This is a genomic window from Leucobacter faecis (genome assembly GCF_054456635.2).
Window position 1 is genome coordinate 76477 of sequence record NZ_JBTJEP020000005.1, and the last position, 24044, is coordinate 100520.

Annotated in this window: 22 protein-coding genes; 17 read left to right on the top strand and 5 right to left on the bottom strand. The window is 64.3% G+C overall.

Annotation, left to right across the window (positions count from 1 at the left end; genetic code table 11):
• Nucleotides 1-129 precede the first annotated feature (129 nt).
• The 15 genes from ACXR2T_RS05865 to ACXR2T_RS05935 all read left to right on the top strand — a co-directional run bounded on the left by ACXR2T_RS05865 (nucleotide 130) and on the right by ACXR2T_RS05935 (nucleotide 12876).
• Complete coding sequence (locus tag ACXR2T_RS05865; RefSeq protein ID WP_458838796.1) at nucleotides 130-2547, top strand: BRCT domain-containing protein; 2418 nt, start codon at nucleotides 130-132, stop codon at nucleotides 2545-2547.
• A complete protein-coding gene (locus ACXR2T_RS05870) occupies nucleotides 2544-2810 on the top strand; it encodes a hypothetical protein (protein ID WP_458838795.1) in 267 nt (88 codons plus the stop codon). The genes ACXR2T_RS05865 and ACXR2T_RS05870 overlap by 4 nt, the downstream gene beginning before the upstream one ends.
• 175 nt (nucleotides 2811-2985) lie before the next feature.
• Nucleotides 2986-3531, top strand: a complete 546-nt coding sequence (locus ACXR2T_RS05875) for a hypothetical protein (protein ID WP_458838794.1) — start codon at nucleotides 2986-2988, stop codon at nucleotides 3529-3531.
• Nucleotides 3528-3866, top strand: a complete 339-nt coding sequence (locus tag ACXR2T_RS05880; protein ID WP_458838793.1) for a hypothetical protein — start codon at nucleotides 3528-3530, stop codon at nucleotides 3864-3866. The genes ACXR2T_RS05875 and ACXR2T_RS05880 overlap by 4 nt, the downstream gene beginning before the upstream one ends.
• Nucleotides 3848-4375: a hypothetical protein gene (locus ACXR2T_RS05885; protein ID WP_489945494.1), complete on the top strand. Its 528-nt coding sequence runs from the start codon at nucleotides 3848-3850 to the stop codon at nucleotides 4373-4375. The genes ACXR2T_RS05880 and ACXR2T_RS05885 overlap by 19 nt, the downstream gene beginning before the upstream one ends.
• On the top strand, nucleotides 4369-5289 hold the full coding sequence (locus ACXR2T_RS05890; protein WP_458838791.1) for an NUDIX hydrolase: 921 nt from the start codon (nucleotides 4369-4371) through the stop codon (nucleotides 5287-5289). Before ACXR2T_RS05885 ends, ACXR2T_RS05890 begins: the two co-directional genes overlap by 7 nt.
• Before the next feature lie 67 nt (nucleotides 5290-5356).
• Nucleotides 5357-6661: a CAP and S-layer homology domain-containing protein gene (locus ACXR2T_RS05895; RefSeq protein WP_458838790.1), complete on the top strand. Its 1305-nt coding sequence runs from the start codon at nucleotides 5357-5359 to the stop codon at nucleotides 6659-6661.
• A 23-nt stretch (nucleotides 6662-6684) separates the two neighbouring features.
• Nucleotides 6685-7827 (top strand): ATP-grasp domain-containing protein, encoded by a 1143-nt coding sequence (locus tag ACXR2T_RS05900; protein WP_458838789.1) that lies wholly within the window; start codon nucleotides 6685-6687, stop codon nucleotides 7825-7827.
• A gap of 95 nt (nucleotides 7828-7922) precedes the next feature.
• The gene (locus ACXR2T_RS05905; protein ID WP_458838788.1) at nucleotides 7923-8366 is read left to right on the top strand and encodes a DNA polymerase beta superfamily protein; all 444 of its coding nucleotides are present in this window, start codon (nucleotides 7923-7925) and stop codon (nucleotides 8364-8366) included.
• Between the two features lie 48 nt (nucleotides 8367-8414).
• Nucleotides 8415-8939: an HAD domain-containing protein gene (locus ACXR2T_RS05910; RefSeq protein ID WP_458838787.1), complete on the top strand. Its 525-nt coding sequence runs from the start codon at nucleotides 8415-8417 to the stop codon at nucleotides 8937-8939.
• A gap of 42 nt (nucleotides 8940-8981) precedes the next feature.
• Nucleotides 8982-9455 carry a hypothetical protein gene (locus tag ACXR2T_RS05915; RefSeq protein ID WP_458838786.1) on the top strand — a complete coding sequence of 158 codons (474 nt, stop codon included), beginning with the start codon at nucleotides 8982-8984 and terminating at the stop codon, nucleotides 9453-9455.
• A gap of 31 nt (nucleotides 9456-9486) precedes the next feature.
• On the top strand, nucleotides 9487-10158 hold the full coding sequence (locus ACXR2T_RS05920; protein WP_458838785.1) for a hypothetical protein: 672 nt from the start codon (nucleotides 9487-9489) through the stop codon (nucleotides 10156-10158).
• A 95-nt stretch (nucleotides 10159-10253) separates the two neighbouring features.
• Entirely contained in the window at nucleotides 10254-10691 is a 438-nt protein-coding gene (locus ACXR2T_RS05925) for a LexA family protein (RefSeq protein ID WP_458838784.1), read from the top strand.
• The gene (locus ACXR2T_RS05930; RefSeq protein WP_458838783.1) at nucleotides 10661-11980 is read left to right on the top strand and encodes a Y-family DNA polymerase; all 1320 of its coding nucleotides are present in this window, start codon (nucleotides 10661-10663) and stop codon (nucleotides 11978-11980) included. The genes ACXR2T_RS05925 and ACXR2T_RS05930 overlap by 31 nt, the downstream gene beginning before the upstream one ends.
• Before the next feature lie 212 nt (nucleotides 11981-12192).
• Nucleotides 12193-12876, top strand: a complete 684-nt coding sequence (locus ACXR2T_RS05935) for a hypothetical protein (RefSeq protein ID WP_458838782.1) — start codon at nucleotides 12193-12195, stop codon at nucleotides 12874-12876.
• A 1050-nt stretch (nucleotides 12877-13926) separates the two neighbouring features.
• Here ACXR2T_RS05935 and ACXR2T_RS05940 read toward each other — a convergent pair.
• Complete coding sequence (locus ACXR2T_RS05940; RefSeq protein ID WP_458838781.1) at nucleotides 13927-15339, bottom strand: hypothetical protein; 1413 nt, start codon at nucleotides 15337-15339, stop codon at nucleotides 13927-13929.
• Nucleotides 15340-15539: 200 nt separating this feature from the next.
• Between ACXR2T_RS05940 and ACXR2T_RS05945 the strand changes: the two genes are divergently transcribed.
• The gene (locus ACXR2T_RS05945) at nucleotides 15540-16433 is read left to right on the top strand and encodes a hypothetical protein (protein WP_458838780.1); all 894 of its coding nucleotides are present in this window, start codon (nucleotides 15540-15542) and stop codon (nucleotides 16431-16433) included.
• A gap of 28 nt (nucleotides 16434-16461) precedes the next feature.
• On the opposite strand, the gene ACXR2T_RS05950 is transcribed toward ACXR2T_RS05945, so the two are convergent.
• The 4 genes from ACXR2T_RS05950 to ACXR2T_RS05965 all read right to left on the bottom strand — a co-directional run bounded on the left by ACXR2T_RS05950 (nucleotide 16462) and on the right by ACXR2T_RS05965 (nucleotide 23390).
• Entirely contained in the window at nucleotides 16462-17814 is a 1353-nt protein-coding gene (locus ACXR2T_RS05950; RefSeq protein WP_458838779.1) for a hypothetical protein, read from the bottom strand.
• Nucleotides 17815-17824: 10 nt separating this feature from the next.
• Complete coding sequence (locus ACXR2T_RS05955) at nucleotides 17825-20209, bottom strand: type IV secretory system conjugative DNA transfer family protein (protein WP_458838778.1); 2385 nt, start codon at nucleotides 20207-20209, stop codon at nucleotides 17825-17827.
• Between the two features lie 1337 nt (nucleotides 20210-21546).
• Nucleotides 21547-22482 (bottom strand): hypothetical protein, encoded by a 936-nt coding sequence (locus tag ACXR2T_RS05960; RefSeq protein WP_458838777.1) that lies wholly within the window; start codon nucleotides 22480-22482, stop codon nucleotides 21547-21549.
• A gap of 200 nt (nucleotides 22483-22682) precedes the next feature.
• Entirely contained in the window at nucleotides 22683-23390 is a 708-nt protein-coding gene (locus tag ACXR2T_RS05965) for a PDDEXK family nuclease (protein ID WP_458838776.1), read from the bottom strand.
• A 68-nt stretch (nucleotides 23391-23458) separates the two neighbouring features.
• Between ACXR2T_RS05965 and ACXR2T_RS05970 the strand changes: the two genes are divergently transcribed.
• On the top strand, nucleotides 23459-23992 hold the full coding sequence (locus tag ACXR2T_RS05970) for a hypothetical protein (protein ID WP_458838775.1): 534 nt from the start codon (nucleotides 23459-23461) through the stop codon (nucleotides 23990-23992).
• Nucleotides 23993-24044: the final 52 nt, after the last annotated feature.

Genomic DNA, 24044 nt, shown 5'->3' on the forward strand with positions numbered 1-24044 from the left:
GATCCCCGAACACCACCTCGTGCGCGGCACGCTCGTAGACCTAGGTGCGGAGAGCTGAGCCCGCGTCCTATAGGGCAGGTATCCCCCGACGCGCTGCCCAGCGCGGCGCGCAATCGAAAGGACGCCACCTTGACCTCACCCGATTCAACCAGTGAAAGCACCGCCGCCCTCGTGGCTGAGCGTGACCGCGCCGCCCGCGCCTACTACAGCGCGGGCGAGCCTCTTATGAGCGACGACGCGTTCGATGCGCTCACTGCCGAGCTCGCGCAGCGCGGAGTGGCGGAGCAGGTCGGACACGGTAGTGCGGGAGGCAAGCACGCGCACCAGCGCCGCATGCTGAGCCTTGAGAAGGTGCACGACGTCGCCGCGCTCGAAGCGCTTGTGCAGCGCGGCTCAGTATCCCACAGCTACACCATCGAGCCGAAGTTCGATGGACTCTCCGCATCGGTGCGATACAACAAGGCCGGACGGCTCTCGCTCGCGCTCACCCGAGGCGACGGCGAGAAGGGCGACGACATCACCCGGGCCATCAAGGCCATCTTCGATGTGCAGGGGCTACCGCTCCAGCTCACCGCCGTCGACGAGGCGACCGGGAACTCCGCGGGCGAGGTGCGCGGGGAGATCGTCATGCTGCGCTCAGCGTTCACCCGCCTGAACGAGGAGCGCGTTGCCGCTGACGAGAAGCCGCTCGTGAACCCCCGCAACGCCGCCGCAGGTCTCATCGCCCGCGTCGCCCGTAACGTCGAAGCACTGCGGAGCGAGGAGAACGGCACCACCAGCCACACTCGCCGCCAGCAGGCTGTCGAAGACGCTGTAGCCGCCGCTGGGCGCTGGCTCACGTTCATCCCATTCGACGGCGACGGTGCCGTGCATCTTTCTGAGCGCAGCTCGGAGTTCCTATTTCCGAACGCCCGAGGGCTGGGCGACCGCCGCATCGGCCTGCGAGAGACCGACCCACACGCGCCATTCCCGCACTACATGCTTCCAACCTACAGCGGAGGTGTCGCCGGAATTGCCGACGCGGTGAACTGGCTGGGTGAGCACGCTGACAGCCTCGATGTGGACACTGACGGCGTCGTACTTAAGCTCACCGAGCCTGAGCTGCGTGAGGCGCTTGGGGAGTCCAGTACCGCACCGCGCTGGGCGCTCGCCTACAAATACCCGAACCGCTCGAAGCAGACCACGCTGCGTGCTGTCGAGTGGAGCGAGACTCGCACAGGCCGCGTCGTGCCCACCGCACTGTTCGATCCCGTGGAGCTGTCCGGCGCCACGGTTTCACGCGCCACCCTCAATAACGTCGCGTTCCTTGAAGAGCTCGACGTGCGGATCGGCGACACCATCGAAGTGACTCGCGCTAACGAGGTCATCCCGAACGTCGTGCGCCGCGTCGGCGAGCACGCCGCTGATGCAACACCAGTGCTCGACCCGAACGGGTGGCCGGTGGGAGTGGGCGAGATCATCTTCCTGCGCCACTCCAACGCTGAACAGTCAAAGCACGATGTCGAATACTCCGAGGTCGTGCGACTCAACTTTCTGGATCAGGCCGACGGCGGATTTCAGCGGTACATCTTTGGGCATCGCTATTCCGACGGCAAGGTCGAGATCGAAACCCAGCCGGTCGATGGCGGCTCGCGCATCCCCATCGAGGAGCACTTGTCCAAGCCGCTGCAATTGGCAGTTCGCTCTTTCATTGAAGGCAAGTTCGGCGACACCCCCACGGATGGCACTGTGTACCGCCGCGAGGGCCGCGATTTCGTGCACGGCGGCGGTAGCGACCCGGTGAAGGATATTTCGTTCGCCGCGAAGACGCTCGACATTCTCGGGCTCGGGGAGGACGTAGTGCGCCGGCTAATCGCGAGTAACCCGCAGATCGACTCGCTCCCGGCGCTGCTGGAAGTCTGCCGAGCAGGCACGCTCGCGCCGTTCGAGCGCGGCACCCAGAAGCTCGTGGACAAGCTCACCGCTGAAGTGATCGCGAAGACGAGCGGCCCGCAGGACCCCGCCAAGTGGTTGAAAGCCGCGGGGGTCCCCGGGATCGGCTACCGGGCCGGGCAGAAGCTCGCGAAGTTCATGCTGTTCCCGGCGCCGCCCACGGAGGCGACGTCGCCGTTCTTCGTGATCGACCAGCAGACCGAAGCGTCGATCGAGACGATTGACGGGTTCGGCCCCGCCCAGGCCCGCGCCATCACCGAGGCGAGCGACACCTGGCGCGCGTGGATGCTCGTAGACCTGGACATGTTCACCTGGGATTGGACGCGCTACCACCGCCCGGCACCCGCGGCTGACGGCACCGCCGACCACACCGACGCGCCTTCCCGTGCCCCGCTCGCCGGTAAGCGCATACTCGTCACCGGCACGCTCCCCACCCTCTCCCGCAAGCAGGCCGTAGCCCGCATCGAGGAGCTCGGCGGCACCGTCGCGTCATCCGTATCCAAGAATCTCGACCTGCTGATCGCAGGCGAGAAAGCCGGATCGAAGCTCGCGAAAGCCGAAACGCTCGGCGTTGAAGTCATGAGCGGTGAAGAGTTCGAGGAGCTGGGCGCATGATTCGGAAAGTCATCACAGCCGCGGCGGCCGTGCTCGCGGTCGCCGCCCTGGCGGGATGCTCAGGCCCCAAAGCGGTCACCATGCCCGCCACCGAGCTGAGCAGTGAGATTAAGGTCAGCAAGATCAGCGGGCAGAGTCCAGACTTCACGAGTCTCGCGCTCATGTGCATCGAAGAGCACGCGTTCGTGTACGGCTACGTGTCCAAACCGTCAGCGGGCGGCCCGGCGCTGAGCCGCTTCCCAGAATGGGACGCCAAATGCTGAGCCCCGAAGCCACCCTTCTCCGCGCGTCCTGTAGCGCAGATAAGCCGCTCGCCCGAGCCGCTGTTCCCGCTCGCTAGAGGTCAATCACCCGGCCCTGAAGGGCCAGGTTTCCGCCGCTGAACGAACGATGATCCAGAGAACTATCGCAGCACATTCAACACGAAAGAAGGGCACCATGTTCACCGTAGACGCATTGAAAACCATCCTCGCCGATTACGGTCCGATGACAGAGGACGAGCTATTCAAAGCATCAAGAAAGTCTTGGCCCAGGACTGTTGGCGACGTGCTCACCATGATCAGGGAGAGCCGCGTCGCAGGGCTTGGATATGCTGGCGGCCGCTGGGCACTGGCATCACAAATCCCAGAGATTAGTCAGGCGATCTCGAGCGATCGCCTGACTGCAGATGCCGAGCGCCTGCAAAAGAACCTGTCTCAACGGCCGCTGGACGAGCCCCTTACGGGTGCCTACGCAATATCTGGCATTGCTCACGCGATCCTGTCCACCCATGGCGCGATGACCAGCAGCGAACTGCTGCAAATGGTTCGCGACAGCAGGCAGTCGCCTGCAGGTGACACAACCAGTGTGAATGCAAGCCCAGTGCTGCTTGACGGTTACCGTGCCTCCATGTTCACATGGGCGGCTGCCCGCGGGTTTATCTACCATGACGAGACTTGGGGGCTTATTGGCGACCTGGCTGAGACCGAGGAGATGGGCGTATGAGTAAGAACATCGGCGCGGTACTGGCGCTCCTGATTTTCATTGGCACTATCTGGGGAGTCTTTGAGCTAAGCAAAGCGGTCTCGCAGAGTATTGGACCGACCAATGAAGCTACCACTGAGCAGACCAGCGAAACAATCGCCAAGCCGACCGCTGAGCCCGCCGAACCACGCCCAGAGGTCACCATGCACCGGGCCAGAGGCGGCGGCGACCTCACCAGGAATAGTTTCTCGATCGCTTGTGTAGAGGGCCACGCGTTTCTTTATGTCTTCGCGAGCGAGATGAGCCAAGGCGGCCCGGCGCTGAGCCGCTTCCCGGAATGGGACGCAAAATGCTGAGCCCGGCCGGAGCGCAGTCTGAACCGACCCGCGAGAATATCCGCCTCAGCGTGCTCGCGGGTCGGGGCTGGAACAGTGATCTCGCCACCCTGCATCCGCCCGGTCAGCACGGCTGTTACGACGACGTGGACGCTCGAAGGGCGGAGCGCACGAAGGCATGGAAACACGACCGGGACCGCGCCGCCGCAGGCTCGGTACTTTTGAAGACCGCGCCCACCAGCGCTGAGAGCCGAAAGGTGAACGAGGTGTCAGAGATTGAAGCGCAGCAGCCCTGTCCGCACGCCCTGCACACGATGCTCGCCAGCCCGCGTATCCGCGAAATGGTGGGCGACCCGTCGAAAGCCTCGCCCGCGCAGGCGGCGTTCGTACTCACTGAGTGCAAGTTTCCGGCGGGACATCGAGGCGCACACCGATCAGTGGACGGGAAAGTCTCATGGACCGGGAAGCTCAGCGACGACGAGATGGCGTTCGCTGAGGTACTGCGCGCCGCACGGGGTGAAGAATGTTAGGCCGAGTGCGCGCCCTGCGTCGCGCTTTCCCGGCCGGTCCAGAGGTCGATGCGCCGGAGACCGCTCGGGCGCAGCTTCCTGATAACTCTCGAGACCGAAGGCCTCGCATCGAAGTGTTGGAGCAGCCCGAGCCCGGTCAGTTCTCCACGGTCTATCACAGCAATGACGGCTTACCGGTGCGCTTGGAATCTGCACCGCGGGTCACGGTATCCGGAGTCCAATACACGCATCATCGCCTGGTTGTGTCAGACGGGAGGCCCGGAGCGGTGATCGTGGCGTCGGACGAGCAGCAGCGCGTCATGCTCGTTCTTTCGCGGCGCGAGGCTATGGATGAGTGGATCTGGGAGCTCCCACGTGGAGCAGGAGACCTGGACGATCCTGCGGCTCTTGCCACCGGCGTAAGGGAACTGCGCGAAGAAACAGGCCACGCTACGCGCGCTGCAAGAGTGCTCGGCGTCCTTGTTACCGACTCTGCGATCTTTCCGCAGCGAGTGGCGATTGTGCACTGCTTGTTGAAGCGCAAAGCACCACGGTCTGTTCCTGACGGCGAAGTGGCAGCGGCGCGCTGGTGCTCGCCTGCGGATCTAGAAGAGCTCATCTCCAGTGGGGTCATTCATGACGCTTTATCTCTGTCTGCAATCGCCCTGTGGAGAAATAGCAGTACTCGAGCTCCCCGAGGCATTCCTTTGCACCGTAGGCTGATCCATTATGCTGATGCCCTTCCCGAACTTGCGCTCGCAACCTCGGGGACGCTTGTGATTGCCGCCCTGGTAATGACAACACTGGCCCATGTTACAGGCGCCATGATCTGGGCCTATCTGGCTCGCGCATCGACAGCAACCGCAGGTGCGGCTGCGCTTGGCTCGGTGCTCTTCCTACTGGGCGAAAGGTGCCGGGAGCGCCGCCGAAGATAGATCCTCCCCGCGCGTCCTATAGCGCAGGCAGCGGCTGGAAGTCCCGGCGGCGGAATGGAACGTCTTGGTGCAGCATCTCTCCCTCTTGAAGCATGTTCGTTGGCGTCGCGGGGCGGTAATTCTCACGGTAGCGACACTGTGCGCGGGCGTTGTTCCCGGGCAGACGGTCGCTGCTCATGCGTACATGTCAGACGAGCTCCCTGCCGTGGAGGAGATGCCCGACGCGATGAGTCAGATCGCGGTCGCGCCTCCCGTTGAGCTCAGCGCAGAGGACACTGACGTGCTCGCCCCTGAGCATATTTCAGAGGAGGCCGTCGGCGTGGACCCGAACGCCTCTGCCCTCTCGGCCGAGTCATCGCGCGTAGCGGTGGACCATGGCCAGCTCACGGCCGGCCAGTTAGCCCTCGCTCCCACGCGCACGGACATAGTGAAGCGCGTGAACGCTATCCGAGCGGAACACGGCCTGGGCGCTCTGAAATCCGATCCGCGCCTCGACGCGGTAGCGCAGACGTGGAGCAAGCAGCAGGCGAAATCCCAGACCATGAGTCACAACCCGCATGTGCGCACGCAGATTCCTGCGGGGTATCGCGGGCTGGGTGAGAACGTCGCGTACGGGTACCGCACCACCGAAGCGGTCGTGAAAGGCTGGCGCGGATCGCCGCCTCACATGAACACGATCACGAGGCCGTACTTCACCCATGTCGGCACAGGGCTCGCGTACAGCGTCAACGGTGTCCCGTACTACACGCAGGTGTTCGGCGCTTATCCCGACGGGTTGAGCGCCCCGGGTGTGTTCGCGGACGTCAGCCCGGGAGATAAGTTTTACCGCGAAATTGCCTGGATGAAATCATCCGGCTTGTCCACCGGCACGAGCACGCCCGCGGGTCCCGTGTACCAGCCGAAAGCCTCTGTCTCTCGGGAGGCGATGGCCGCGTTCCTGTACCGCCTGAACACCCCGAAGGGCCAGACTGCGCCTGCCGGATACGTCATGCCGAAAACGTCACCTTTCGCCGACGTTGCCCCTGGTGACAAGTTCTACCGCGAAATCGCCTGGATGCACTCCGCGGGTATCTCCACCGGCACGAAGCAGGCCGGTAAGAAGCCCGCCTACGCTCCGAAGGGCGCCGTCTCACGAGAAGCGATGGCCGCGTTCCTCGCGCGCATGGAGCGCACCCCTGGCTACACCGCCCCGAAGCAGTCGCGCTTCGCAGACGTGACCCCTCGACACAAGTTCTACCCCCAGATTTCCTGGATGTACGACACTGGCCTATCCACCGGCACCAAACAGCCCGCCGGGCTCCCCCGTTACGAACCGTCGCAGCAGGTCACGCGCGAAGCGATGGCGGCGTTCCTGTACCGACTGAAGAACTAGCAAACGAGAGAAGAGCACGAGCCATGCCTAAGCCCCTCACCCCGACCCTGTACGCCGGCATGCTGCGCCCGTACCCGGGCATCTCTGCCGACTGGCCGGACGCGAAACGCGCGCTCGCCGCCGACATTCTCGCCACGTTACGCGAGATTTTCCCAGACCGAGATTTCATTCCGGTGCCGGGCGCCGACATCGAGGACTTCTGGGAGGACGCGTTCCTCCTGGTGGCCGCGCACCGCGCGAGCGACCGCCTTGAAATCGTGACCGGCAAGACCGCCTGGACAGACGAGGAGCTCACCCGACGCATGGGCCCGGTGTCCTGGGACGAGACCGGCGGCAGGCATTCCCGGGACGCGTTCATCATGCACCCGCTCGTCGATAAGTACGGCGGGCGCGCAATGGCGCTCACTACCTACAACTCCGGCGAGGATTATGCGGAGCATTCCGACACGATCATCGACTGGATTGTCGACCGCCACCGCGCAGGCATCGCGCATGTCGTGGTGAAGAATGCCGAGAACAAATCAGGCATCTGGGTGCTCCCCACGTCCGCTGACCCGGGCCAGGTGAAGTCCGACCTGCTCGAAACGCTCGACTGGACGCTCGTGCGCCTGGATGGCTTGAAAGACGCGCTGCTCGTGCAGGACATGCTCGATCTGCAATACGAGATGCGCTGCTTCGTCGTGGACGGCGTTGTGGTCACCGCGGCCGGTGGCATTGAAGAGCACACGCCGTTGGAGATGTCTTCGGGCGGGTCTTTTGCCCCCGGCACAGGAGTGTGGCTCGATGACCGGCTGCGTCAGTACCGCGGGCACCTTACCGAAGGTGGGCCATCGCCCCTGGTCGCGCACGAACCTGAGATCGCGCAGCGTCTGCTCGCGTTCGCGCGCGAAGTGGCGGCGGAGCATGGTGGGACGGTCGTGATCGACGTCGCCTTGGACGCCGCCGCGAATACCCCGGTGATTGTCGAGCTGAACGAGCTCTCGAACAGCGGTCTGTTCGCCACCAACCCATTTCTCGTAGCGGAAAAGCTGACTACCGCCCGCGACCGCGGGTACGAGAACCTGCGCACCGCGGCGGCGAATGGGTTCTTGCCGCCCGGCCATGTCGAAGCGTTCAAAACGAAGCTGCGGCTCGGTGCGTTCCCGGGCCCGGAGGAGGTGCAGTGAGCGCGATCGGCGCAGCCCAGTCCCAGCTCTCGGGCCCTGCCTTGCCCGTCCTATAGCTCAGGTAAGCCAGTCACCGGACACCCAAGGAGCTCATCATGCCCACTGAACTGTTTCGCACCGTGCACGGCTCGCACCTGTACGGCCTCGCGCACGCCGACAGTGACCGGGACTTGTTCGTCGTGACCGATTCTCCGGCGCGTAAAGTGCGGCACACGATCGACGGTCCGCTGGACGTGGCCGAGGTCGGTCTCAGTCTGTTCCTCGACCTCGCGCACACCGGCTCGCACCAGTCCGTCGAGGCGCTGTTCTCGCCGGTGAAAGCGTGGACCGCGGCGGGCGCCCGGTACCGCCCGATGATCGAGCGCACCCGCATTACGGGCGGCGCAGTGGCGTCGAAGTATGAGCGCACGATCCGGAAGTTCGCGCACCTCGATTTCAAGCGCCGCCGTCACGCCGTGCGCTTGGCCTTGAACCTCGCCCAGCTGCGCGCGGAGGGCACGATCCGTCCGAATCTCACCGAAGCGGCTGCACGGCGCTGAGCTGCTTCGTATGCTCGGCGTATGTTCAAACCCGGAAAGGAGCGCATCATGAGCAGCATGGACAAGCCGATCATCTACCTCGACTTTGACGGCGTGCTCAACGCCATCCGGACCGGAACGAGCCAGCTGCCTCGCGTTACGGGGTTTAGTGGGTATCAGCGGAGCCAGATCAGCGGCTTCATCATCACCTGGTCTCCTGAAGTGCTGCGGCGGATCGAGTCTCTGCAACGCACGGCCGAGATTTGGTGGCTCAGCACGTGGCGGGATCAGACCGCCCTGATCGAGCAGCAGCTGCCGGTGAAGCTCGACGGATGGCTCGACTTTGAGGACGAGGGCCTGAGCTATTCCGGCAAACTTGAAGCCCTCCTGGCAGATCAAGCAGAGCACCCGCGTCCGTTCATCTGGGTCGACGACGAAGAGCACGACCACTATCGCGCAGCCCAGGTCCGAGGCGAGCTCCCCGAGCTTACCGGTCACCTGCTGATCGAGCCTCGCACGCGCGCGGGACTCACCGTCGATCACTTTGAACGCATGGAAGCGTTTCTGGCGCACCACAACCGCGCCGTCCCATAACGGAAGAGACCCGCCCGCCGAAACGCCCTTGGAGGACCGAGCATGGACATTCTCGCGAAGCTCGATCGCGCCCACCGCATGAGCTGCTCTGATCCTGACGATCCAGCTCGCAAGACGCTGTACTCGGAGGCCGCCGCCGCAATCCGCGCAGCCCACGCTGCGGCCGCCCTTGTGCCATCAGACATCAGCGAAGCGCGCGTGCGCTCCGACCTGGACCTCGTGCGGCGCTGGACCGGCACGCACGATGCCGAAACAGTGCCGGGGTACTACCCGGCGATGGCGCGCACATTCGAGGTGCTGGAGCAGCTGCTCGACGCGCGGCAGAGCGCCAGCAGGGCAGCTCCCCTCGACCTGCAAGTGGTGAGCCGACTGCGCGCATACGCCGAAGCGAAGCGGGCGCAGCTGAGCGCCGAGGGAGACCCGCCACGGCACGACGTCGTGGTCATGTTCAACGGGCTCGAGCTGCGGCTCGGGGACCTCGAACACCTCCTCGCCGCGGTCGCCGCAGGCGATTAACCACTCGCCCAAAATCACGCAAGGAGCCACCATGTCTTCCCCGCTCTCCCCCAAGTTCCCGCCCGTTACGCGCGTCCCGATCGACTCCGGCCTCCTCGTGAGCATGGTGCGGTACGCCCTCGGCCGCGCCACCTACGTCGTGAGCTGGACGATCCGAGAACTGCGCCTCCACTGGGCCGCGATCCCTCACCGAGACCAGCTCAACATCCTGCGGGACATCGCCGCTGCGCTCGACACCGCGCACGCGCGCGGCGGTACGGTCGGCATGAGCATCGACGACCAGGAGTGGCGCGCGTTCCTGTACGAAGTCTCCGGCGACGTGAACCCGCAGGACGATCTCCCGCTGCCCAGCGCGCTCGCCGCGGCCCACGAAGCCTTAGCCGAGCACGGCGAGGCGGAGACTTCCACTGCCCTGGAAGACACGCTCGCGGCTGCGCTCGCTGCCGTCGTGGCGCGTCCCGACACTGCCCCGATCATCGAGCCTGCTGCGAGCGTGCCGGGGCCCGAAACCGAAGCGGCCGCGATCGACACGCTTGCGCGTCACCTGCTGTGGCTCACCGGCGGCTCTGGCGTGGGCGCGGGGCAATATGTGTTCTCCGGGATCAGCGCTGAGCACATGGAGCTCGTGACCGCACGCGCGCAGCGGCTGTGCACGGCGCCCGTGCCGGGGTGGATGGCTGCGCTGGATTCCTTGCGCTCGTAGCCGGTCGACACTCCGACAGTCCAGGCCGGCGCGCGGGCGCGGCAGGCTTCGCCTACACTGGCACTCGAAGATTCTTTCGAGCAGGAGGTGGTGGCATGTACGCGCTCGACCCGCGCCCGCTGCGCGCCCCGGCACACGCGCTCACACTTCCGGCTCCCGGCCCTGCCGTGCCTGCCGGGTTCCCGTCCCCGGCGCAGGATTACTTCGACGGAGACCTCGATCTGAGCGCACTGCTCGTGCCGCATCCGGTGTCCACGTACGTGCTGCAAGCGTCCGGGCATTCCATGACCGGGGCAGGCATCTTCGACGGCGACCGGCTCGTCGTAGACCGCGGCGAAGACCCGCAAGACGGGCACATCGTGATCGCGGTGCTCGACGGCGAGTTCACGGTCAAACGGCTGCGAGTGAACCAAGCGGGCGTGACGCTCGCGGCGGAAAACCCGGCCTATCCAGACCTGCAGGTGGCGGAGCTCTCCGAGCTGCACATCTGGGGAGTCGTCACGTGGGTGCTGCACCGCGCAGCGCGCGCATGACCGCGCCGGAGCGTCAGGTCGCCCTGATCGACTGCGTGAGTTTCTACGCCAGCGCCGAGCGCGTCTTCGCCCCGAAACTCGCGGGCGTACCAATCGTCGTGCTCTCAAACAATGACGGCTGCGTCGTGGCGGCGTCGATCGAAGCGAAAGCGCTCGACCCGGACATTATGGGGAAACCGTGGTTCCAGATCGAAGCCTGGTGCCGGGCCCGCGGCGTAGTCGCGCGGTCCTCGAACTATGAGCTGTACGGCAGCCTCAGCGCACGCGTCATGACGGTGATCGGTGAGTTCTCCGCCCGGCAGGAGGTCTACAGCATCGACGAGTCGTTCGTAGAGCTGCGCGGCACCGTGACGGAGCTGCTGACGCTGGCAGACCAGATTCGTGCACGAGTCCTGCGTCTCGTCGGCGTGCCGGTGCGGGTCGGGATCGGGCGCACAAAAACGCTCGCGAAAGTCGCCTCCCTGGGAGCTAAGAAGCTCGACGGTGTCTGTCACTTCGGCGCCTACGCCCCCGCCCAACAGGACGCGATCCTCGCGTCGCTCCCCGTCACAGACCTGTGGGGTGTAGCAGGGCGCACAGGGAAGAAGCTCGCGGCGCTCGGTATCCACACGGCGCGCGACCTGCGGGACGCCGACGCCCGGGAAATCAGGCGCCGATTCTCCGTGGTGCTCGCCCGCACCGTGCAGGAGCTCCGCGGCGAGCCGTGCCTGCCGATCGAAGACGTGCCGCCGACGCGCAAAGACCAGCTGATCTACAGCCGCTCCTTTTCCGAGAAAATCACCACCCGCGACGACATGGCGCAAGTGCTGTCACTGTACGCGCAGCGCGTGTCCTCCCGGCTCCGCGCGCAAGATCAGGTCGCGCGCACCCTCACCGCGTGGGCGGCGACCGGCTGGGCGGATGAACTCACTCCCCCGCACTCCGCGTCCGTCGCCGTCACCCTCGGCGCGCCCACTGACGACCCGATCGACCTCACCCGCGCCGCATCCATGCTGCTGCCGAAACTCTGCCCGCCCGGCGCGATACCCGTGCGGTACGCCCGCGCCGGCGTCGTACTCACCGGCTTAAGCCCGCGCGACACGGTCGCCCCGCTCTCCCTGTTCGAGCCCGAACACGAAGGCCGACACATCGGCGCGACCCTCGACGCCGTTACACGCAAGCTCGGCGCAGGCACAGTCGGGCTCGGGCTCGCCGGGTTTCGCGCCCCCGCCGGGTGGGAAATGAAACGCGAGATGCTCTCCCCGCGCGCCACCACTAACTGGGCCGAGCTCGCGACGGCTTACGCGTGAGGGGCGAAGCGGTTTAACGACCATAAACAGTTTATCGCTTCTTCGGGTCAGGCTATGACAATCCTGTGTTCTCAACTTCCTTCTTATAGGGGTGGAAATTGAACAAGTAGCCGAATTTCAAGGATCAGTTTAAATATTTCTGAGAATGATGTCTAATGTACGAAGAGGTTGTATCAAACACCTTTAATTTCACATGTAACAAAGGAGTTGCGATGAAGAAATCTTTGCGAATGGTCAGTGTTGCAGGAGCCATCCTGCTAGTAATGTCCGGTTCTCAGGCAGCAAGTGCCACGGATCCTAGCGAGATACCAGTTTTCCTCGAGGAGGTTACTTCCGAGGCGTGGGAGAATCTCACCGACTCATCGGAGGCTGCACTAGGAGAGGGACTCATCCCCGGAGAGCTGCAAGCACCCGCCGAATCATCGCAGCTGGATGAGCTGGAGAAGCAGGGTCTTCTGCCCACCCCACAGGACTCTCCCGAAGTCACTAAGGAGAAGATTGAAGCCCTGGCGGATGCAGGGCTTCTTGCGATGAACGGCACCTGGTACCCCATTTCTGATTCCTGGAACACTCCAAGCTCGTGGCACTGCGGTTCCGCATCTAGCAATTCCAGGTTTGCCATGCGTGCATGTGTTGTCAGAGTTGGTAACGCCGTGCAACCTGCGACAATCGTCAGAAATCTGACGAGCATCCAATACAACAATGTATCTTTGAATCAATCGCTGTACTCAGCCTCTGGAGCCACTCTGGCGGTAGGTGGTTGCCCTTCGGCTTATTTCGTCCCTTATGGTCGCGCTGTCTGCTCAATAACAGGGAACACTACCGTTGGTAGCGCGAAAACGATCGCATCTATGGTGTATATCAACACCCTCATCGCCGACTCGGGTTGGCACTAGCGAGTGAAGCCAGTTCCCTTCCGAAGATCACGCCTGGAAGCCCTAAGCAACTGCAAATCGACGGAGTCACACCTGTTGGGCTAGAGAATGGTCGCCGCAACTCTATGCTGACAACCCCTCTCGGGAAGGCAACTAGAGATGAGTGCCTTTACCTTGTTGCTCAAGGATCATCAAGGTGACTGGCTTTACAGTGGGGCGGCCGCAATCTCACCCAGTTCGGGATTGCGGCCGCCCTCTTATTACCCAGCTGAATTCAATTGCACTTTAACAGAACACTTACTCCGTGATTCAGGTAGCGGTAGGTAACACTGAACCTCGTAACCAGCTTGTTTCGCAGCTTCGAGAACCCACATCGCGTTTTCACGATTATCGAAGGTAAGAGTAACCGGGTTGTCTGCAACCCAGTGAATCTCAGGTGCCCAGTATTCTGCATCTATCAAGATTTCAATCGCTTGAGTGCACCATTCCCTCGATCGACCGGCAGGACTTCCCAACGCCTGCCGAAAAACACGTCTATTGAACATAGCCCTTGATTCGCTTTCCAGAACTCGAGTCTCTCGATTGTTCACGCGGTCTCGCATGGTGGCTCCTCAGCACTCATATGACTACCTTTGCCCAACAAAATACGATCTTCACCAATCCTTTGTGACCAGTCAAAATCTTTAGAGCGAATCAAACCGGTCATGTGATGAACATCATGGTAATGATGTTCATTAGAAATTGCCTACTTAAAACGTCACAACATGGCGGCTTCAGAATTGAATTTGGAGCATTGTTGGATAATTCATTCATCATATTCTTGCTACGCAAGGAATTCGGTACCGATCTTGCAAAGAGTGGAAAGCACGACCTACCAACGCGAGCGAGCCCACCAGGCGCAGTAAGCAACGCGCCTCAAGACTCGCATTACCAGCTGCGCTGAGTGTTCTCCTGAACAGTACTTAGCGAAGGTGTCGCCGAAAGTCTACGCGTCACGCGCTCATCGGTAGAGCCTGCCTCGAGAGACGGAATCCCTACCGGATACGGTCGAGCTGTTCGAGAGCTCACTCTTCACAGATCCAACTCGGGTTGCAGGCGGGCGAGCCAGTCCTCTGCGGTGGGGCGGCGCAGTGCCTCAAGCACCGTGTCGTAAAACGCGCTGGTCTGGGCGCGAGCCATGTCGATCAGCCACAGGTCATCGCCTTGGCTCATGACGTCGAGCGACCACTGCCCGGGGAGGTCCAGGCGCGGGAGCATTTCTTCGACCATCTGGGCGACCGGTGCGCGCAGCTGGTCGAAGCGCGACATGAGCCCTTCTTCGGCCATGAGGTAGGCAACCATGTCGTGACGGTTGTCCGGGTGGTCGGCATCTTCCATTTCGGAGAACCGGCGCTTCATCGTTGCAGGATCCCAGTACGGCACGACCGACAACACCTGGTTCGTATCGCAGTCGATGAACACGCGCAGCTCGCAGCGCAAAGGCATCCCGTGATAGATCGTCGGGGTGTCAGGGTCGGCGGGCACAAACCTGCGCACCGCCCACTCGGCGGTGGTGCCTGCCCCGTACGTCGGGCGCGGGCTTAATGGACCGGCCATCGCCCCGGCGAGGTGTTGCGTATAGAGCAGGTAGTCGCCGATTTCTGGGATCTCCTGCGGGTCGTTCACGCGGGCGTTACGGAAGTCGAACTTCGACGAGAACACCCCCGTTTTCAGGAAGTAGTCGCCGTCCAGGCGCAGTCCGAACGCTTCCATCGCCCACCGGTTGATGATCGCGTGAGTGGTCGGGTTGATTTCTTCGTATGCGATTCGCGCGAGCTGCAGCAGCGGCATCGGCACCTGCGCGACCGTCGTGTCCGGCACCCGGAACGCGGTGGTTTCAGCGGCGTGCGCGAGCGCGGGCAGCCAATGCCCGATCGAGTCCGGGTTCGACAGCAGCATGTCGTACAGGCCGCCGTCGAGGTCGAGAATCTCGAGCCCCTGTCGGAACTGGTGGTACGCCTGACGTCGCTCCTTCGGTGACAGGGCTTCGTCGAGCGACCGCGCCAGCATGAGCAGCACTATCGGAGTGGAAGGCGCGTCAAGGTCGCGCATGATCGCGTCGCCGGTCGCTTGCGGCCTAACGCTCTCGGGCTTTTGCATGGCCTGCGCGGTGTGGTCGGACGGGGAACCGTCAGTAAGCTCGGGCAGACTGTTGCGCCAGCCGTTCCCTGTCGTCCAGGTGCGGGTGACGGCGAGCAGGTCGGCAACGATCGCGTCCACGAGGTCGTCGTCGATTTCAGCGTCGGCCGGATGCTCCGCGGCGGCGTTCGCACGCGCTGTGGCGAGGCTCGGGCCGATCGCGGTGAAGCCGTCATCGTGCGCGGCGTACGCCCGCTCAAACGCGGCGCGCATCGCCGGGTCACCTTTGACAAGCGCGGCGATCTCATGCGGCCCAGGTACGGCGGGGGCGAGGTCGTCGGTCTTCTTCCCGAACAGTCCAAACATGTGTGTGCTCCGTTTCTGAGTCCCGCCGCGTGGATGAGCGGTGCTGCTGTGTCTCATCTATGGGACGCGGCAGTGAGAGCACCGCGGCATACCCAGCGACCCGGGCGCGCCGTCCTATAGCGCAAGCGAGACGGCCGCCCGGTCCCGGGCGAAGCCATCACCCCTGCGGCGCACCGTGCGCCTGAAACGGAGCTAGAAAGATGATCTTCCCCACTGTCAAGGCCGCCACCTGGGTGAGCGGAGCAGCCACCGCCGCGACGATCGGGCTGCACTTCGCCCCTGAGTTCGCCAGCTTCGTTGACGAGCGCATCGACGGCGCCGACGCGGCAAGTTTCGCGTCTACCCTCGACCCGTTGTTTCCGTGGGCGTACGCATCACCGGTCGTGTTCGCCGGATGCCTCGGCGCTTGGGCGTGGCTGCACCGCCGCGCGAAGCAGGGTGCCGAGGAGGAAGTGCAGCGCCACCGTTCCAACTTTCGTGAGGTCGCCCACGAGCGACCGGACGCGTTTGATGGCATCGTCGCCGCCGGAGCGCTCGAAGCCGACCCGGTCACCGGGGAGGTGCCCGGGCCGGAACACATCACTGCCACATCTATCCCTGCCGCAGCGTTCGCGCCGGTCCCTGCCCAGGTCGAAGCAGAGCCCGCGCCCGTGAGCGAGACGGAACCGGCAGAGGAAGCTCAACCCGCGACAGCAGAGGAGTCGGAGACTGAACCCGAGACGGACCCGACGATAGTGCCGGTGGCCAAGCCCGTCTCGCCGGAAGAAGCGCCAGTCGCCGATCCCCTGCCGACCGTCGATACCGCAGCTGACAGCGCCCAGCTCGAAGAGGCGCGGGCCTTTCTCGCCGACCGGATCACCGTCACTGACTTGGAGCTGTGGGTGAACGAGCTCGTGCAGCAGGTGTCCGGGCCGTTCGAGGAAGCGGCGTCAGCGGGCAGCTTCGATGTCGGGATCGGGCCTACGAGTGTGCGGGTGCTGTACACGAAGATTCTGCTGGACCGTGTCGCCGGGTTGCATGAGGACGCGGCCGCGCTCGCCGCTGCGGAGGGAGTGGAAGCGGAAGTGATCGCGCTGCTCACTGAGCGCCGTTAAAGGTCTGCTTCCACCCCTGTGTGCGAGTTCACACAACGGTGCGCGGCGGGAGGGTGAACGCGCCCGCGACACCGCGCCCGCGGCTGTCTCCGGCGACGACGCCCGGGAGCCCGGCGGGGAAGAGCCCCTTCGCGAGCGGCACCGCTACTTGCGGAGCTGGTGCGGTGCGTAACCACCAGGGCGTGCCGAGGAACGTGCGGGCGTTTTCGATCACGGCGGCGGGGGCGAGGCCTGTTTCGGGCCAGTAGAACATGTCTCCCGTGTTGAGGAGGTACTTCCGCTCCCACATTTCTTCCGCGCCTGCTTTGTACGCCCCGACGGGTGAGTAGGCGGGGAGCTGCGCGAAGTCGTCGGCCTGCTCATGCCGGGCGGGGAAGAGCTCTGCCCATTCGATGAAGAACATGCGTTCGCCGGTGCGGTTGTCGTAAGTGCCCGGGAACTTGCGGACCGCTTGGGAGAGCTGCGTGCGCACTTTGGCGTGCAGGTTTTTCGGGTCGCCGCGGCGGCCGGTGACCGGGTGCAGGTCACCGATCGTGACGAACAGGACGACGACGCCTTGGGCGGCGAGCGGGTCCGCCGCTAGGCGCTGCGCCCACCGGTCCACTTTCTTCTGGAACGAGTACCCGGACGCGCTGGCGGTCATCTCCACGACGATTCGGAGGCCGTCTGACCGGACGATGGTGAAGTCGCCGCGGCCCGCATATTCCGGGTACGGGTCATGTCTCCCCCACCCTTCATACATGAGCTCACTGGCGCCTGACCAGCGCTCTCCGAGCACGGCAGCAGCTTCGGAGAACTCCGCGATCCGCAACGCGAACTCGGTGGCGAGGATGTTGTGTCGGTCGTATTGGCCGCCGGTGATCCAGTCGCGGCCGCCGGTGATGCGCAAGCTTTCTGAGTAGGTGAGATGCGGTTCGATGAGCTCCTCGAACCGCGCGCTTTTCGTGGGACGGATGAGCCATTCAGCGACGTCCTTTTGCTGCACCTGCCAGTCGGAGAAGCTTTCGCCGTGGCCGACATCAAGCAGGTCGAGGGCGTACAGTTCACGAATAATCCCGGCCCTGTTGCGGAGCAGTTGCGGCATCCCGGTGAGCGCGGCGCATTGGGAGATGGTGAGTGACCGCCAGCTGTCGAGCGCGCCGAGGACCGCGAGTTTTTCTTCCCACCGGGATGACACGAGCCGGGTTTCGGCGCGCACAATCTCTTCGGTCGTGGGTTCGAACCAGTGCACGCGGTTTCCGAGCCCAGCGGCGCGGCGCGCTTCCATCCGGCGGCGGGTGCGCACCTGCGCGGCTTGCCCGCGCTCCCACACGCCGTCGTAGAACGGGTCGTACCGGTTGATGCTCGCGCTGTCGGATCCGGTGAGGCGGGAGGCAGGCACGGCGGCGTGCTTAGGCAACATCAGTCCTCCGGCGGGCACGGAAGTCGGGCACGTCGATGGTGAACGCGGGTAGGCGGGCCTGGTTCACAGTGGTGCGGACAATGGCGGCGTACTTCGGGAGCGTAGTGACGTCTTGCACCGTCCACTCAGTGCCGTCGAGAGCGAGGTTCTTCGCGATCTCGGTGGCGGGCTGCTCTTCGTTTTGGGAGAACGCTACGAGTGCCCCGAATGACATGCACGCCGCCCGCACCTCGGTGATCAGCTGCGCGGGCTGCTGGGTCGCGAAGACCGGTTCAACGCCGTACGCGCGCCCGTCGGAACGGAACCAGGTGATGACTTTATGGCTGGTCTCGGCGATCGCTTTCACCTCGTCCGCGAAGATGCGTACGCTGCGCCCTGCGGCCTGCCAAGCGGTGCAGTGATCCTGCACCGCTTGGCGCAGCGTGTACACGAGCAGTGCACTCATCTGCTCGACAATCTGCTGGTCGCTCGGCTGCTCCCCGGACGGAGCACGGCCACTGTTGACGATCACCGGGCGGTGCGCGTCCAGAATCTCAGCCCAGCCTTGCTTCTCGGGCGCCGCCCACCAGTGCTCCATCGTCATCAGACCGCTGACCTTATTGCGGGGAGCTTCGCACAACTCGCGTCTCTTCGACGGCGTGATGGCCGGATCATACAGCGGGCCGAGCTTGGAGGAGGCGTGCTGAACGTCCTGGGTGCGCGCGTCCCCGGCGGCCGTGTTTTGCAACTGGCGGGCGAGCTTGATGCCGGGATCGTCGCCGAACCCGCCGAGGAGCGTGTACGCGAAATGGAACGGGCTGCCGTGCGGATTGACGGCTGGGCCTGCCTGCGCCGACGTGACCAGTTCGGGGGTCAGGGTGAGGGCGGCGGTCATGACGCGCACGAGCGTGTCTTGTGAGCGGGTGCCGACGGACTGCTCACCGTACAGGTAGACGAACGCGTCCACGATGCGGCGCGCCTGCTGCGCGATCGGGCCAGTGCGTGGGAACAGGTCAATCGCGGTGCCAGCCTGCGAGTCCGACACGTGGAAGACGTTCGGGGTGACACCGGCGTCACGGCACCAGGCTTCCAGCTGGTCGCTCATCTGCCCGTCGAGTTTTGTGTCCAGCGCGACTGGTGTGCACTGCTTCCCGGCCGCGATCTGCTGCACCGTCTGCCCGTACATATATTCCACGAGCGCCGTCTTGCCTGAGCCTGGGATACCGGCGAGGAACACGCCCGACCATATGTCTGCGTCGGACAGGTAGACGGGTGCGCCTTCGTTCACGCCGACTTCAATCCCGATGCCCGCGTCGCGCAGCACGGGCGGCGCGGGACGACTGGATGTGTGACCGGTGCCGCTGAAACTTCCGGCGTGCGGGGTGACGACCAGGCACGGATAATGCGCGCTCACGAGGAACCCTTCGGGCTGCAGCGGGTACGCTCCGTCTCTCGCGGGAGTGGATGTACCATCCGGCATGAGTCGCCCCTGTGGGACGGGCTTCTGAGGCGCGGCGATCTTCCAACGCGCGGTAGGGACGCGGCCCCACTGCAGCGCTGTGCGGAGCTTCTTCCACGGCCCGGGCGCAATCGGAACGCCGGGAATCACCCCGACCGATGCCACCCCGTACGCCAAGATAGCCAGGCCACCGGCGAAGAGCCACGGCCACCACGAGACCTGCTCCCACCCGAAATTCTCGTGCACCCAGCGCAACGCCCAGCCGCCCACTGTCGCGGCCGCGCCAGTGGCGAAGATGAACTTATTCTCCCGCCACGGCGACACCGGCTTCGTGCCCGCGGCGATCCCGAAACCCGGGAACACGGCCGACACAGCCTGCACGATCCGATCAGCCGCACCCCGCTCCGCGCCGCCCGCCCACAACGAGATGACGCGTACATGATGGGACAGGCTCTGGTGGTTTTGGCCACCGGTGAAGTGTCGCACCCAGCGGTCATTCCACTTCTTCTCCCGCTTGAGCGGGCGGCGCACGCTCAAGGCGACCCACTCACCTTCGCGCAGGTTCTGCCCCGCCACTTCCGCCACCGTGGAGACGCTGGAATGCTGCATGTTGGAGCTACCGAACTGGGAATGCCGCTCGCTCCACCACAGCCGGCCCAGATACTTCGCCGCCGACAGGTCGGGCGTCTCGTCCAGCTCGGTCATGTGTCCGTGCACGGCAGTGGCTACCCCCATCGCGGCCGCCTCCTGCGTGCCAGAACCGTCAGTCACGAGCAAATGCCGCAGCCCCTGAGCGGTGCGCATCGCGATGAACGTCGCGCCGTCAGGAATGTTGCTGAGCGCGGCGGCTGACTTCTGCTGAAACTCCACCGGGTCGATGAGTGGACTGCCCGATTTCGTGAACTCGAACACCCTCGCCTGGGTTGAATTGGTCATCGTGAGCCCTCTCGCTCGTCAAAATGTCTCTTGTCCTAGACGCATGCGAACCTTTTCCACCAACCCAGTCGGCAATCATCGAAAATAGCTTCGGAAAACCGGCCCGAAAGCCCAAGGAAAACGACCGACCCCGCCGCGCGGCCAACCCGCCCCTCGGCATTGCCCTCTGTTTGGTCGCCCCGGCCCCTGCTTTCAGCCTGTAAGGTTCCGGGTCGTCCGCTCTTCGGCGGCGCTCCGTCGTTCCATGAAACCTGGTGCGGTTTCGTGTCTCTTTGTCGGCCGTGCTGGTGAGGGGTTCGTCTCCGTCATCGTGCCTCCTATGGTCGGCGCGCTGGCGTCGTCTTGCGGGTTGCCGCTCATGCCGCGGGGGCTCCGCGCTGCGCGCCTGCTTGCATCCACTGGCTATGAACGGCCGGTGCGCCTGGTCACCTGTGGTGCCTGCTTGCGTCTGCGGCCGATGCTTGAGCTTCCGCGCTGCGCGCCTGCTTGCATCCACGCTCTCGTCTCACTTCCGTGACCGGAACGCTGTGCGCCCTGTCTGCGATGCGTGACGCGGGGTGCAGGTGACCAGGCAGCCGGGCCGAACATGCACCGCCGGTGAGAGCAGGCGCGCAGCGCGATAACTGAAGCCTGTCATGAGACGTGAGCCGGGCAGCTGACGTGAGCAGAACACCAGGCGCGAGGGCCGAAGATCAACAGCGGGTGAGAGCAGGCGCGCAGCGCACAAACTTGAGCCAGGCATGAGACGTGAGCCAGCAGGCAAGGCGAGCAGAAGACCAGGCACGAAGACCGGGCATGGACAGCGGGTGAGAGCAGGCGCGCAGCGCAAAGGCCGAGCGCAGCGAAGGCACAGCAAGAAGAGAGCGAGACGAGACAGTGAGCAGAGAGTGAAGCAGGAAGGGAGCGAGACGAGGAGAGGGAACGGAAGAGCAGTGCACGCGGAACGCCCCGCGCGCACCGCACCAGACGGACGAGGCGCAGGGCCGCGCAGCGGCCCACGAACACACGACGGACGCGCACGAGAAGCGAACAGCGGGCACCGCGAACGAAACGGGAAACGCACAGGGCGCGGAACAGGGAACGCCCAGCAGGCGATACGGACGCAAGACGAGGCGCGCAGCGCGGGCGAGCCCCGAGGAACGAGGGGCGAGCTCTTAACTATGAGAGCTTCGTCAGGTCGGCTACCGCCGCGGGCCGCTACCGCGGGCTGGTGACTCGCACGGCTCGCCGGGGCGGGGCCGCGCTCGCCGCAGATGGGTGGAGGAAGCCTGTCAAGAAAGCTGCCGAGCCCGGATCACTGCTGAAGATCCGGGCTCGGTAGTTCAAGTCATGAGGATCTAGCTGCTCAGGCTCACTGAAAAGAGTTCACCATTCTCATCAACGGTCGCGCTCACGCGAGTCATCGGACCGTTATCGGGGCGCCTGGGGTCGGTCCAGCTATTGGCCGGTTCGAACTCGAACTCGACGTTGGAATCAAAGCTTGTGCCTACCTGCACGCTGATGTTGACAGGCTCTCCTGTTGGGCATGTTCTGTGGTTGCCGAAGCTGTCGGGCTCTTCTTCGCACGCCTTGAGGATGGCGGGGATCGCATCGTACAAGTCATCAGAGAGTACGAAGTCGCCAGTGGTGCTTCGGTTGTATTCGTTATCTTGCTGGTTCTTGTCACCGCGCAGGTCTTCCACGCCGGGCGTCATGAGAAGCATCTGTTCCGCGTCGCTTGATGCGATCGCCCACGCATCTGCTTCCGCAGCGAAAGTGAACTCGCCGTACGGAACTCGCAGCGCTTCGAGCTCATCGACTTCGATGCCGCCCATCATTAAGTCAAAACCTCGCACGCTAAAGTCTTGAGTCCCGAAGTTCATCGGGTAAAAGACAGGGATGCGATTTGTCACCTTGAAGCCGCCTTCTTCGCTCTCTCGAAGCGTGAGTTCGAGGTCGTAGCGCTCGTCGCCAATGTTAAAGGAGGTGGGCACGGTCGCGGCGCCTTCTCCTCGTTCGGCCTTCCCGATTTCGATGTTTGAGATCGGCGTCGTTAGGCTTCCAGTGACCTGCTCGGGAGCGGCCGTGAAGATGTCGTAGGAAGTGTCAGCCCTAGTGTGTGTCTCAGGATCTACTGCAAACTCAAGCACGGTGTCCATGTCTCCTGCCGCCATCGCGTCGAGGTATTCCTGCGCGACACGCTCCGGAGAAGAGCCACCCAGGGCGGCACAGCTGGTCAAAGCGAGGGCGGCGATGCCGAGCCCTACGAGGGGAAAGAGTGAACGGGTACGCATGGGTGAGGAACCTCTCTAAGCGTGCGAGCCAGCGCGCGGGGGTCGCACGCCTTGAGTCAGCACTCCGATGGAAGTGCAAGCTCAACACGTCTCAGCGTACCCATGCGCGCGACAGGGCCTGGCCTTGACTCGCACATGCGCGATTCAAACCGTCATCATCGACTTCTGCGCGACACGAGCACCTGCCCGGGCGCCGCGCGTCATGCACCCTTGAGCGTGAACATGTCGGCCGGGGTGAGCTTCACCGGGGCGGGGACTTGCTCTTTCGTGCCGGTGCCGCGGCCGGTTTTGCGGCTCGTGAGTTTCCACCAGTTGACGGTGCCTGAGTGCGGGTTCTCGACCATGATGGCGTGCCCGCCGGCCTGCTCGGCGGCGGTGATGAGCGCGTTCCATTCGCTGGGAGGGAGGGCTCCTGCGCGCTTGCACTGCACGAGCCAGATGGTGCCGTCTTTGAGGGCGACCAGGTCGGCGGCGCTGTGCGACCCGGCGGAGCGGACGACGAAGTATCCGGCTTCGGTCAGGTGTAGCTTGACCCGCTGTTCGAGGGCGCGGCCGATGCGGTACCGGTTCGCGGCGGTGGGCTGTTTATCTTCGACGGCCATGGCCCATTCTTCCGGCCACTGCTCTTTCATCGCCGCACTGAAGCCGCTGACCGAGTAGCCGTGCCGGGAACAGAACCTGGAGGCGACTTCGCCGCCCGTGATGAACGCGTCGAACAGGGCGCGCAGCACCGGGGTGGAGAGTTTCGCCCACGCCACTGCTTGCGTGCGCCCGGCTTCGCGCTGCAGCTGCTTGAGGGCGGGGACAGTGACCCCGAGGAGCTGCGCGTACGCGGTGATGCCCATGTGCTTCACGGCGATTGCTGCTTCGACACGGACGCGGGCGTGGAGGTCGGTGGTGGGTTCCATGTCTCTGTGTGAGACCGGCCCCGGCGCGGCTCCCGTGTGCGCGGCGTGCGTGCCGGTAGATTCGCGGCATGGGCATTGAAGTGGACTTGGATGGTTTCCCGGAGGAGCTCGGCGAGGTCGTGTCGGCGCGCGTGGAGAAGCACCCGCGCCTCGGTGGCCGCGTACTGGTGGAGCTGGCAGATGGGCGCGAAATCGACGCGGAAGTATGGCCGCCGACCGCGGACGAAGAGCACGCGATGCGTCAACGCCGCGGCACCGCCCCTGCCCCAGTTTCCGAGCAGGAGAAGCGGGAAGCCGCGGACGACGTGACGGAGGCGGCGTTCTGGGCGGACGCCCGTACAGAGCAGGCGGCGGGCGACCCTCATACACGCGCGGCGTCAGGACTGGCGGCGGAAGTGCGCCCCGAGCGGGCAGAGCCCGGTACTGATTCATACCTGTACGGCCCGGCCGTTGACTGGTACGAACGGATCAAGGTGGCGGTCGATGAGGAACCCGCCGAAGACGTGCTCGCAGAAGACGTATGCGAGGAGCTCACCGACTGGGCGATCGACGCCTTGAACGAAGCTGGGGCGCTCGAGTTCAGCAGCATGAACGGCGCGTGAGACTTCAGAGGCGGCACGTCCTATAGGGCAGGCAGAAGCGCGGACGGTCCGC

Excerpts from the sequence above, each read along its gene's own strand:
- ACXR2T_RS05965 (WP_458838776.1), bottom strand. The coding sequence starts at position 23,390 with ATGGAACCCACCACCGACCTCCACGCCCGCGTCCGTGTCGAAGCAGCA.
- ACXR2T_RS05925 (WP_458838784.1), top strand. The coding sequence starts at position 10,254 with ATGTACGCGCTCGACCCGCGCCCGCTGCGCGCCCCGGCACACGCGCTC.
- ACXR2T_RS05915 (WP_458838786.1), top strand. The coding sequence starts at position 8,982 with ATGGACATTCTCGCGAAGCTCGATCGCGCCCACCGCATGAGCTGCTCT.
- ACXR2T_RS05910 (WP_458838787.1), top strand. The coding sequence starts at position 8,415 with ATGAGCAGCATGGACAAGCCGATCATCTACCTCGACTTTGACGGCGTG.
- ACXR2T_RS05935 (WP_458838782.1), top strand. The coding sequence starts at position 12,193 with ATGAAGAAATCTTTGCGAATGGTCAGTGTTGCAGGAGCCATCCTGCTA.
- ACXR2T_RS05900 (WP_458838789.1), top strand. The coding sequence starts at position 6,685 with ATGCCTAAGCCCCTCACCCCGACCCTGTACGCCGGCATGCTGCGCCCG.
- ACXR2T_RS05945 (WP_458838780.1), top strand. The coding sequence starts at position 15,540 with ATGATCTTCCCCACTGTCAAGGCCGCCACCTGGGTGAGCGGAGCAGCC.
- ACXR2T_RS05920 (WP_458838785.1), top strand. The coding sequence starts at position 9,487 with ATGTCTTCCCCGCTCTCCCCCAAGTTCCCGCCCGTTACGCGCGTCCCG.
- ACXR2T_RS05880 (WP_458838793.1), top strand. The coding sequence starts at position 3,528 with ATGAGTAAGAACATCGGCGCGGTACTGGCGCTCCTGATTTTCATTGGC.
- ACXR2T_RS05940 (WP_458838781.1), bottom strand. The coding sequence starts at position 15,339 with ATGTTTGGACTGTTCGGGAAGAAGACCGACGACCTCGCCCCCGCCGTA.
- ACXR2T_RS05870 (WP_458838795.1), top strand. The coding sequence starts at position 2,544 with ATGATTCGGAAAGTCATCACAGCCGCGGCGGCCGTGCTCGCGGTCGCC.
- ACXR2T_RS05955 (WP_458838778.1), bottom strand. The coding sequence starts at position 20,209 with ATGACCAATTCAACCCAGGCGAGGGTGTTCGAGTTCACGAAATCGGGC.
- ACXR2T_RS05970 (WP_458838775.1), top strand. The coding sequence starts at position 23,459 with ATGGGCATTGAAGTGGACTTGGATGGTTTCCCGGAGGAGCTCGGCGAG.
- ACXR2T_RS05960 (WP_458838777.1), bottom strand. The coding sequence starts at position 22,482 with ATGCGTACCCGTTCACTCTTTCCCCTCGTAGGGCTCGGCATCGCCGCC.
- ACXR2T_RS05905 (WP_458838788.1), top strand. The coding sequence starts at position 7,923 with ATGCCCACTGAACTGTTTCGCACCGTGCACGGCTCGCACCTGTACGGC.
- ACXR2T_RS05875 (WP_458838794.1), top strand. The coding sequence starts at position 2,986 with ATGTTCACCGTAGACGCATTGAAAACCATCCTCGCCGATTACGGTCCG.
- ACXR2T_RS05885 (WP_489945494.1), top strand. The coding sequence starts at position 3,848 with ATGGGACGCAAAATGCTGAGCCCGGCCGGAGCGCAGTCTGAACCGACC.
- ACXR2T_RS05890 (WP_458838791.1), top strand. The coding sequence starts at position 4,369 with ATGTTAGGCCGAGTGCGCGCCCTGCGTCGCGCTTTCCCGGCCGGTCCA.